The sequence below is a fragment of the Wolbachia endosymbiont of Atemnus politus genome (assembly GCF_013309895.1).
This window is the reverse complement of record NZ_JAAXCS010000058.1, coordinates 1-7,821: the sequence shown is the minus strand read 5'-3', so window position 1 is coordinate 7,821 and position 7,821 is coordinate 1. Positions and strand designations below refer to the sequence as shown.

General features: G+C 33.6%; 5 protein-coding genes, 1 tRNA gene and 1 pseudogene. 2 read left to right on the top strand and 5 right to left on the bottom strand.

Going from position 1 to position 7,821, the window contains the following annotated elements:
- Positions 1–1,093 (top strand): annotated as a pseudogene (locus tag HET73_RS04615) (class II fumarate hydratase); the annotation flags it as partial.
- Here HET73_RS04615 and HET73_RS04610 read toward each other — a convergent pair.
- From HET73_RS04610 to HET73_RS10095, 3 genes are all read right to left on the bottom strand, one after another.
- On the bottom strand, positions 1,088–3,640 hold the full coding sequence (locus HET73_RS04610; RefSeq protein ID WP_174132897.1) for an AsmA family protein: 2,553 nt from the start codon (positions 3,638–3,640) through the stop codon (positions 1,088–1,090). The pseudogene HET73_RS04615 and the gene HET73_RS04610 overlap by 6 nt on opposite strands.
- Positions 3,637–5,130, bottom strand: coding sequence for a murein biosynthesis integral membrane protein MurJ (murJ, locus tag HET73_RS04605; protein WP_174132898.1), 1,494 nt, complete (start codon positions 5,128–5,130; stop codon positions 3,637–3,639). Before murJ ends, HET73_RS04610 begins: the two co-directional genes overlap by 4 nt.
- 68 nt (positions 5,131–5,198) lie before the next feature.
- Entirely contained in the window at positions 5,199–5,981 is a 783-nt protein-coding gene (locus HET73_RS10095; protein ID WP_458694644.1) for a hypothetical protein, read from the bottom strand.
- A 182-nt stretch (positions 5,982–6,163) separates the two neighbouring features.
- On the opposite strand from HET73_RS10095, the gene HET73_RS04585 reads away from it, so the two are divergent.
- Positions 6,164–6,239 (top strand) — tRNA-His (locus HET73_RS04585).
- A gap of 101 nt (positions 6,240–6,340) precedes the next feature.
- Here HET73_RS04585 and pth read toward each other — a convergent pair.
- Together pth and HET73_RS04575 are read right to left on the bottom strand one after the other, a co-directional pair.
- Positions 6,341–6,889: an aminoacyl-tRNA hydrolase gene (pth, locus tag HET73_RS04580; protein ID WP_174132902.1), complete on the bottom strand. Its 549-nt coding sequence runs from the start codon at positions 6,887–6,889 to the stop codon at positions 6,341–6,343.
- Positions 6,889–7,491, bottom strand: a complete 603-nt coding sequence (locus HET73_RS04575; protein WP_174134094.1) for a 50S ribosomal protein L25/general stress protein Ctc — start codon at positions 7,489–7,491, stop codon at positions 6,889–6,891. Before HET73_RS04575 ends, pth begins: the two co-directional genes overlap by 1 nt.
- Positions 7,492–7,821: the final 330 nt, after the last annotated feature.

Sequence of the window (7,821 nt, the reverse complement as noted above, 5' to 3'; positions counted from 1 at the left end):
AACTCAAACCAACATGAAAATGAATGAAGTGATCAGTAATCGCGCAATAGAAATTTTGGGCGGTGATTTGGGCAGTAAATCTCCAGTGCATCCAAACGACCATGTGAACTGTGGTCAGTCATCAAATGACACTTTTCCAACAACAATGCACATAGCAGCAGCAAAGCAAATAAATCACTCTCTTATTCCAAGTCTTGAAGTACTACACAAGGCTCTGAATGATAAGTTTCAGGAATTTAAAAATATAATAAAAGTAGGACGTACTCATTTGCAAGATGCAACACCTCTAACACTGGGGTAGGAGTTTTCTGGCTATACAGCTCAGATTAAAAAGGGAATAGAGAGAATAAAATCAACTCTGAGCAATGTGTATGAGCTTGCACAAGGTGGCACTGCAGTTGGTACGGGACTCAATACTAAAAAAGGTTTTGCTGAGGATTTTGCTAAAGAAGTGGCAGAAATCACCAATCTTCCATTTATTTCAGCAAAAAATAAATTTGAAGCATTAGCAGCAAATGATGCTTTAGTTGAATTGAGTGGAACACTCAATACCGTAGCAGTCAGTTTAGTGAAAATTGCAAATGATATAAGATTACTTGGCTCTGGCCCGAGGTGCGGAATTGGAGAAATAACATTACCAGAAAATGAGCCTGGTTCTTCAATCATGCCAGGTAAAGTGAACCCAACTCAGTGTGAGGCGGTGACTATGGTGTGTGCTCAAGTTATGGGAAATCATGTTGCTGTCACTATCAGTGGTTCAAATGGTCATTTTGAATTGAACGTGTTTAAGCCAGTAATAATTTACAATGTTTTGCAGTCTATAAGACTTTTAGCTGATGCAAGTTTAAATTTCACAGAAAAATGTGTGCTTGGCATTAAAGCAAATGAAAAGAGGATAAAAGATCTACTGAATCAGTTGTTAATGCTGGTTACGATATTAAATACGCGCATAGGATATGACAATGCAGCAAAAATAGCGAAACTTGCTTATAAAGAAGATATCACTCTAAAAGAAGCGGCAATGAAGCTTAAGCTACTCACTGAAAAAGAGTTTGAAGAAATAGTGAAACCAGAGGAAATGGTGAATTTATAAGTCACTACCTTTTTTACCAATTATAGTATTAAATATTCGATCTTCATCAAAACTCATTCTAGGGTGCCAAATAGGACCATCTAAAAGCATATCAATGTAAACTGGGCTACTGCGACCTGGTGGAATAAAAAAGAACCTGGATAAAGAAGTTAAAGCAAAGTTAGATAAGGCTAAATTAGAAGAAGTAGATCCTGACGCCTGATCAATTCCAAATTGTAGACTAGTTGAACATATACCATTTTTAATACTCGCTTTTCCGCTAACATTTTCAAAAAACGTACTGCCATTATATATACCAACACGAGTAAGTGTGGAAATTTCAGATTTATTTTTACTGTTTAATAAATTAGTAATAAACGAATTAAAGTCCACGTTAGTAAATTCTATTCCTTGTGCTTGTAAATTGATCTCTCCCGACAAAGTATTAGCCCAATCGTAAAAGCTTTTTCCTTGAGCCTTAATTTCGCCATTTAAGCTCATCTGACCATTCAAATTGTCAATTCCTATAATCTTACCAGCCTTTTTAGTGTCTAAATTTGCAATCAAAAACTTCATATACATTGAATTCAATCTTAAATAACCCTGAAAAGATACTTGTCCATGTTCTAGTGCATAATCTACCTTTTTAACAGTCACAGTATTATTTATCATCACTGTATCCAAATTAAAGTCCTTCAAAACACCTTGTCTATTCTTAAGCTCTGCAACGTTGATTTGTACATTTGCATCAAAGTTTTCTTTACCATCCAAGAAATTAAACTGCTTTGTTGACCATTGAATCTGGTTTATCTTATTTCTTGAATCTCTTTTCATTTCTATTAAATTCGGTAGCTTAAAGATACTGCCATTAAATTTATTGCCCGTGAGGTTCACATCCAACAAAGGCTTGATGTATTTTTGATCTACTAATATTTTTATATTACCGGTGGTATCGAAATCTTTCCCAGATAACTTCATCTTATCTGCAACTAGCTTACCCTTTTTTATCTTCAGTAAGAACCCTAAATCTTCAACTTTTGTATCATTCAACGTAAAATCATTAATGTTGGCCCTTATATTTACATCATACTTCAGGTTTTTTAACCATTGCATTTTCGATAAACTACTGAGTAATGAATAATCGTATTTATCTGCATTAAAATTGTGTACGTCAAATCTACCACCAATCACATTATGTTTTTTTGTGTGATTTACCTTAATTGATCCTTGCAAAAATTCTTCATCATTCAGTAATCTAATATCTGAAATAGACAATATCCTAGGTGCAAAGTGTAATTTGGCACTTATTGTAAATTGATTTTTCTTGCTCTCTTTCATCTTTATAGAAGGAAAAAACCATGAAATAAACGACTCAAAATCATTCCCTTTTACCAATAGATCACCATTAAATTCAGATAAGGTACCATCATTTGAAACTCTTCCTGATAAGCAAAATATGTTATTGGTTCCGGGAAATTGAAGAAGCGTATCAACTTTTATTTCGCCGTTAGCAAATTTTAGCGTAGTGTGAAATTTGTCCGATACTCTGTTTTGATATTGAATGTTTGAAGCTTTCATATTGAAATCTAGGCCAAAGTTCTTTGGCACAACTTCCCTAAGGCATTCCAGAAGATCTTTTATGTCCGTTGTTTTCTGTGGATCGTTTTGTATGGAATCTAAATCAACTTTACTGAAGCTAATATCGACGTTAGTGTGACTATTTTTTCTGTCGTTTCGTATTGTACCACTGGCCTGCACACTTTTAGATTCTATTTTCAAGTCATTTGCTGTGAACTCATTTTCATTGAGATTGATATTAGACAATATCTCGATATTCTCACTAGGGACAACATAATCAAGAAAGCTAAGATTGGTAATCTTTGCTAAATCATTTACAAAATCAGAACTATTATTAATTGTCAGCGTTAGCTTGCCCTGGAGTCCTTCTTGGCTTCTGTTGCCTGCAAATAGCAAATTTATAAAGTCTGATTCGACATTAATGAGCACATTCTTTTTTGTGATGTCAACCTTTCCTGAAAAATCATAATTATTGCCACCTACCCTCACTTTGCCAAAGAATTGCCCGCTCCTCTTAATAGCAACTTCTTTTATATTAATAATACTTCTATAATCAGTGAAGTCATTGTTTAAATTTATTTGGCTATCTTTTATTACTATATCAACCTTACCGGCTTTTTCATTCATAATACTAATAAAATTTTTTTTACTACCTTTCATACCAAATAACGTAATTGACTTTGGTTGTAGCGAAAGCAAAAATAACGATAGAAGAGACGGCCTTACTTCAATTTTACTTATACCAATTAAATCTGACAATTTTTGTTCTTTGTTGTTGTTATATTGAATATACACGTTATGAATAGTAAGCTTGGGAGTAATTAGTGAAACTTCAACTTTTCCTCCAATATGTATTTTAGCGTTGTACGTACTTTCCAATCTTTGCACAATGTGTTCTCTATAGCCATTCCAGTCCTTAAAAGTTGCAGTAATGTGAAGAAGGATTAATACCAAAGAGATTGATAATATTGTGTATATAGAAAATCTCATAGTTTTATATGATTAAAGTTACCCATAAACATTAGATAGAGAGTACCAAAATAAACAACAGCACTTAGAGCTATTAAAGCTGCTAAATGAATAACGCGAGCAAACATTTTGTCGAGGAATAATTCTGCTGATAAGGAACTAGAAACATAAAGAGCTATTGACATAACCAACGTTGCAACAAGAATTTTTATAATATTAAATAACAGTACTTGGCTAACCTTATACATTCTATTTATTGTTAAATAATTAATTAATAAAATAGAGTTTATCCAAGTGGAAATGGAAGTAGCGATAGCAATTCCTGTATGTTGGTATTTGTTCATTAATAGGAAGTTGAGCACTATATTAATTCCAAGACACATTAGTGAAAACATAGTTGGTATTTTCAGATTGCCTTTAGCAAAAAATGTGGGTAGCAATACTTTATTTATGATAAATGCAGGTAAAGAAAGAGAAAATGCCATCAACGTAGGGGCGGTTTGCTGCACTGCATAGTGATCAAACTTACCGTAAGAAAAAAGCGTAAGTAAAATTGTATGGGGAATAATGATAAAAGCAGCAGTTGTTGGCATAATTAACATCAATCCTATGTTGAGAGCCTTGCTTTGTATTCTGACTATATTTTCAATATCATTTGCTTGTTTCGAAACTAATGGAAGAAGCACTGTACCAATTGCAGTACCAATTACTCCTTGTGGTAATTGATTTAGTCTATCGGCATAATATATATAGGACACCGCATTTGGTATAAAACTCGCCATGATTGTATCAATCCATAAGCTTATTTGAGTTACACAATTGTTGATAATTGCAGGTACCACACGCTTAAAAAACAACCTTACTTCATTGTTTAATTCAAGGTTAAAAGAAAAAGCTGCCTTTAATTTATATGCACTAAATAGCATCAGCAACAATTGAAAAACTCCTCCTATCAGCGCAGCTATAGAAAGGTTGTGCGCTGGAGTTTTTACGTAAGGCACAAATAAACTAATGATTAAACAGAGATTCAAAACGATCGGTGCAATAGCTGTTGAAGCAAAATGTTGTTTTACTTGCAACATTCCTCCGATGAGTGATGCAATTGAAATAAAAATTATGTAAGGAATCATAATTCTTGATAAAGTAACAGTAAGGGTAAACTTACTTTGGTCAAATCCAGGAGCAAAAATTTGAATCATATAAGGAGAGAAAGTTTGCATGATAAGGCAAAAAATTACTAAGATAATAAACGTAATGGATATTACACTACTTGCAAAATTAAATGCCTTCTTATTATCATGTGATTCTGCCGAGTATAACGGTATGAATGAGGTAGTGAACGCTCCTTCTGCAAAAAATGCTCGAAATAGATTGGCAAAGCGAAACGAAGAAAAAAATATGTCTGCAAGAGAGTTTGCACCAATAACTGTAGCAATTAATACATCTCTTATTAACCCTGAGATCCTTGAAATAGCCGTAAAAAAACTAAATGTGAAAATACTTTTAAACATTGCTATTTACAACTACTCCAGATTGTACTTAGTGTCAATATAATTGACTACAAAGGCTTGAGAGGAATTTATCTTCTGGGTTTTTGAATTCTTTTGAAAAATAGCTTTTTGTGCTGCTTTGGGTAAGATGAGCGATAACGGATTAAACGGAAAAATAGTGTAGAAATAACAGGTTTGATTGGTGGCTTTATATCACTAGTAAAAATCCATATCCATATGCTAAATGCAAGGCTTAAAAGTCCAGTTAGTACAGATACTGTGCTTAACTCTTTGATTAGCACCCAAAATAGCCAAATAGCAGATAAAGATACAGAAATGAATGGAAAATGCTTCAATGCTGTCATCCACTCATTAGGTCTTGGTAAAAATTCAAGTGTGTTGGGAAGAAGTGATATAATTAAGTATGGAAATGAAATGCCAAAGCCAAGAATTAAAAAAATGCCAACAGAAATAAATATTGATGGCTGAATAAGAGCAAAGCTTATGGCAGGTGCCATAAAAGATGTAACACAGGGAGTCATAACCAATGTTGTAAGCATTCCACCAAAAAAACACCTGTTAACTTTGTCTGAGCAGGAAAATGTAAAAGGAATGTCGGACAAGCCACACAAAAAACACAAGCCTATTACAAACATTACATATAGTAGTACTAGTGAAAAAACAGGAGATTGCATATGAAAACCCCAATTACCTACACCACGTAATGTTAAAAGTGTTAAGGACAATATCAACATGCTAGTCAATACTCCAAGGGTATATGTTATTCCATTTAATTTCAGCTTAAGTGAGTCGCTAGGGCCATTAATTATCGTTGCTGCTTTTAGAGAAAGAACAGGAAAAACACAAGGCATAAAGCTAAGTATCACACCACCAATAAACGCGAATGCTAAATTTATTAGAAACCCCACAATTTTATATGTAACGAAAACTACAATACATTTTGAAGTAAAAGAATCTGCTTAAATAGTCAATTGACTTTTTTACTGATATGTTAGAAACTTTATACTTCTTGCACTAATGTGTTAGAAATTTGGCGGGCGTAGCTCAGTTGGTAGAGCATCAGTTTGTGGTACTGAATGTCGCCAGTTCGATCCTGGTCGCTCGCCCCAATAAAATTCTTTACTTTATAGAAAGTGAACATTAGGTATATTTTTATATACTCACTTAAAAGTTGCTCAGAAACCGCCTGATCTCTGGTAAATTATAACTGTTATGTAATTGAACTAATAAAAGATGTGTTATCTCCTTGCAGCATTAAGTGTATGTTTTTTGCTATTCTTTCTACTAAGGTGGTAACATTGTCGAAATTTGAAAATTTGGACAATACATAATCCGCTAAATCTCTTTGATCATCCGGTCTACCTATTCCAAACCTCAAACGCCAATAATCATTGCCAATGAGGCTATCTATGGATTTAAGTCCATTGTGCCCGGCAGAACCGCCACCTTTCTTTATTTTGATTCTCCCAAGTTCCAGATCAGCATCATCATGTATAACAACGATATTATCTAACGAAAACTTGTAAAAGTTTCGTATTTTTGCAACAGGAATGCCTGAATTATTCATAAATGAATAGGGCTTTAGCAGTATAACTTTATTGCTACTAATTATGCCAGAGGCCATCAAGTAATCGGCTTTTTTAGAGAACGGCTGAAAGCCCCAATACCTGTAAACTGTATCAACAATAATGAAGCCAATATTGTGGTATGTCAGCTCATACCGGCTACCTGGATTACCAAGCCCAACTATCAGATGCACTATTCCCCTGTTTCTGCTTGAGGTTCCTCAACGTCACTATCGGCAGTAGAAATTGTAACAACAGTGAAGTTTTCTTCCTCATGTGCTGCAAGCTTAGCACCTTCTGGTAATTTCACATCATTTATATGTATAGACTGGCCGATCATTTTACCGGATAAATCGACTTCTATAGCTTGAGGTATTTTATCAGGAGAGCATTTAACAGTAATGGAACGACATAAAACATTAAGCACTCCACCTAGCTTGATTCCTGGAGATTTACTTTCATTCACAAACGACAAAGGTATATCTATTTTTACTTCACTACCTTTATCAACAAATTGAAAATCAACATGCTGTACAGTATCCTGCACTACATGCCATTGAATATCGCGAATAAGAGCATATTCTTTTTTGCCTGAAATATTTAGTTCTATCACATGTGCAGATAGGGAACCTAATTTATATTGCTTCGTGAATTCTTTCGCAGACAATGTTAAATTTACATTATCATGTCCTTTACCATATATAACAGCAGGTATATATCCTTTCTTTCTCAGAGAATACATTGCCTTTGTCTTTCTTACATCACGTAATTCTGCATTAATTGTTTGTTGAACCATCGGTTACTCCTTAAATTTTACCGTTTAATATAATTGTATAACATACAAATATCTATTGTAGTAGTATTACTAGTATAAAGATATATAAAGTACTAGTATTACGTATGGTGAGTATTATTTAATTAATATAACTTAATAATAAAACAAGACAGCCAAGCAAACCTTTTAATAATAATTTAACTATTGAGAATGTAAAATTATAATATATTTAATAGCTAGGAGGAAAACATGTCAACAAATTGGTTTCATGATTTGTTATTCGGTTCTGATGAATCGAAAATAAAAGCACTAGAAAAACTTCAACAGATGGATGCTGAGCAGTTTGAAAAG

Coding starts and splice junctions, on each gene's coding strand:
- HET73_RS04575 (WP_174134094.1), bottom strand. CDS start 7,491: ATGGTTCAACAAACAATTAATGCAGAATTACGTGATGTAAGAAAGACA.
- HET73_RS04610 (WP_174132897.1), bottom strand. CDS start 3,640: ATGAGATTTTCTATATACACAATATTATCAATCTCTTTGGTATTAATC.
- murJ (WP_174132898.1), bottom strand. CDS start 5,130: ATGTTTAAAAGTATTTTCACATTTAGTTTTTTTACGGCTATTTCAAGG.
- HET73_RS10095 (WP_458694644.1), bottom strand. CDS start 5,981: ATGCCTTGTGTTTTTCCTGTTCTTTCTCTAAAAGCAGCAACGATAATT.